Origin of the sequence: Phenylobacterium sp. (assembly GCF_004799395.1) — a bacterium.
Lineage (GTDB): Bacteria > Pseudomonadota > Alphaproteobacteria > Caulobacterales > Caulobacteraceae > Phenylobacterium.
The window spans coordinates 1-2380 of the sequence record NZ_SSMZ01000046.1 but is presented as its reverse complement, the minus strand read 5'-3'; the positions used below and the strand labels follow the sequence as shown (position 1 = coordinate 2380).

The following is a 2380-nucleotide window of genomic DNA, read 5'->3' as shown; positions in this document are numbered from 1 at the left end:
GCCAGATCAAGTCCGCCCTTCGCGAGGTCCGGGGCGACCACGGGACCGTGGAAGTTGTCCAGGAAGGGCGTTGCGGTCAGGCCCTCGCCAGTGACGCTCTCGGTAAGGCGGATGGCCGCGTCGAACGGTTCGCGGGTGAAGTCCACTGGCCCGTAAGCTTCGGTGACCCGGATCGACAGGTCCGGATGCCGCGTGTGGAAGCCGGAAAGGCGCGGGATCAGCCATTTCATGGCCAGCGTGCCCACGCAGGAGATGTGCAATTCGCGGTCGGCGGCGGCCTTCACCTCACGGAACGAGGCTTCCAGCTCGTCGAAGGTGCGACCCAGCGAGCGGGCCATCCGCTCGCCGGCGTCGGTGAGCTTCAGCGCGTTGCGTGGCCCCTGGGTCAGCTTGACGCCGCACAGCGCCTCCAGGCTGCGGACCTGGCGGCTGACCGCACCGTGGGTGACGCAGAGCTCGTCGGCGGCCAGGCTCATCTTGCCCAGGCGGGCGAACGCCTCGAACGCCCGAAGGGCCGTCAATGGCAGTTGGCTGCGCTTGGCCATGTGACCTCAGCTCACAAGCTTCCGTCTCGATATAACGGCAGACGCCGGACGTCCCAAGCGACATCTCGGCGATGTGTTTGTGATCTCAGATCACGGACTAAGCCATCGCCCAGCGCTTAGAACGGCGTGGTCAGCTCAAGGCCCTTGCCGCGGAAGTGCACACCATCTTCCGTCAGCCACTCGGCCTTGGGCGCGGCGGGCTCGATCGGCGGCTCGTAGGCCTCTGCGGCCTTGTCGGCGGCGCGTTGTCCGGCGGCCGGCGTGGCGAAGACCGCCGTGGCCAGGGTGCGGGTCTCACGTTGCTGGGTCAGCGTCGCCGCCGTGGTCTTGGTGGCGTCGAGGCTGGAAGTCGCGTGCGGGGCTGGCTGGGCGTGCGCCGGCGCGTGCCACGGCTCCACGTCGTCGGACTCCCGTCGCTGGTCCTGCGCGTGGGCGACGACCGCCCCCCCCAGGAAGATCGCGGCCGCGGCGAAAGCGGCGCAGCGGAGCCGGACTGACAGGTTCTGGGTCATATCGACGAAACACCCCCGCATCTGGGTTGGTTGCCGTCACTACAACTTAGGCGCGCCGGCCCCGCTTCGCCAGAGGTCGATGGCCTAGCTTTGCGGTTTTCGTCGTTCGCCGTCCAATCGACAGAAGATGGCGTTGGCCCGCGCGCAGGGTTGCCCGTCGGCGGTGACGAAGGCCTGGGCGAAGCAGAGCGTGCCTCCAGGCTTCACGAACTCCGTGCGGAACTCCAGCCACTGGTCCTGCTGGGTCGTTCCCAGGAAGTCGACGCTGAGGTTGACGGTCACCAGGCTTCCGACCCGGTCGAGGGCGGCGGCGCACGAGAGGCCCATGGCGTTGTCCGCCGGGGCTCCAATCAGTCCGCCGTGGACGAAACCGCGGCTGTTGGTGTGGACCGGCCCGGCGTGCAGGCCCAGCACGACGGCGGAACCGGTCCGGCGGCTGTAGAGCGGCTCCCAGGGCTCGGTCAGCGGGCTCCTGCGGTCATGCCGCACGAAGCCCAGGGGCGGGACGTCGAGGAGGGTTCCCATGGCCGCACCTCACGCCGCCGCCGACAGGCGCGCGAAGCTCTGCAGGGTGCCCACGCAGGCGCGCGCCGCCTCATGGCCCTTCACCCGGAAGTGCTCATGGAAGAACCGCCGATGGGCCTCGTGTTCATGGAAATTGTGCGGGGTCAGCACGACGGAGAAGACCGGCGTCTCGGTCGCGAGCTGCACCTGCATCAGCGCCTGGACCACCGTCTGGGCCACGAAGTCATGGCGATAGATGCCGCCGTCGACGACCAGGGCCGCACCGACGATCGCGGCGTATCGACCGGTGCGGGCGAGCGTCTGGGCGTGCAGCGGGATCTCGAAGGCGCCGGGCGTCTCGAAGCGTTCGACGGTCTCGGCCGGGAAGCCCAGCTCGGCCATCTCCTCCAGGAAGCCGACATAGGCCTCCTCGACGATCTCGCGATGCCAGAGCGAGTGGACAAAGGCGATCCGCGCGGCGCGGAAGGCGCCATTGGCGGTGGGGAACTCGGCCGCGGGTTGGGCGGCGGTCGGGGTAGCTTGAGCTTGGGTCATGGTCATCTCCCTGACGGGTTCGAGGAACCACGACTCAGGGAGGCGCCGGTCGCGCACGAACAGCCCAAGGGCCATCCTCGCGTGTCCAGCGGTTCTCATAACCGGACTCTAACCGTCGGCCCCGGGATCGCACCGGTGTCTGCTTGTCCCCTGCTTCGCTCCGAGGAACTTTGCAGGGCGCCCGCGGGCTCGTCCCGTCATCGCTGAAGGGCATTACCGCCGGTGGGGACTTTCACCCCGCCCTGAGAACGTAGATCGCCGGAA

The 2380-nt window shown here is 68.6% G+C and carries 4 protein-coding genes and 1 riboswitch; all 4 genes read right to left on the bottom strand.

Going from position 1 to position 2380, the window contains the following annotated elements; genetic code table 11:
- The coding region (locus E8A12_RS03165; RefSeq protein WP_293366305.1) for a LysR family transcriptional regulator at positions 1-545 on the bottom strand (545 nt) is incomplete at its 3' end.
- A gap of 116 nt (positions 546-661) precedes the next feature.
- The gene (locus E8A12_RS03160; protein WP_293366304.1) at positions 662-1057 is read right to left on the bottom strand and encodes a hypothetical protein; all 396 of its coding nucleotides are present in this window, start codon (positions 1055-1057) and stop codon (positions 662-664) included.
- 84 nt (positions 1058-1141) lie between these two features.
- Positions 1142-1582, bottom strand: coding sequence for a PaaI family thioesterase (locus E8A12_RS03155; protein WP_293366303.1), 441 nt, complete (start codon positions 1580-1582; stop codon positions 1142-1144).
- A gap of 9 nt (positions 1583-1591) precedes the next feature.
- Positions 1592-2116, bottom strand: coding sequence for a 6,7-dimethyl-8-ribityllumazine synthase (locus tag E8A12_RS03150; protein WP_293366302.1), 525 nt, complete (start codon positions 2114-2116; stop codon positions 1592-1594).
- Positions 2117-2203: 87 nt separating this feature from the next.
- Positions 2204-2370: riboswitch (FMN riboswitch) on the bottom strand.
- Positions 2371-2380 lie beyond the last annotated feature (10 nt).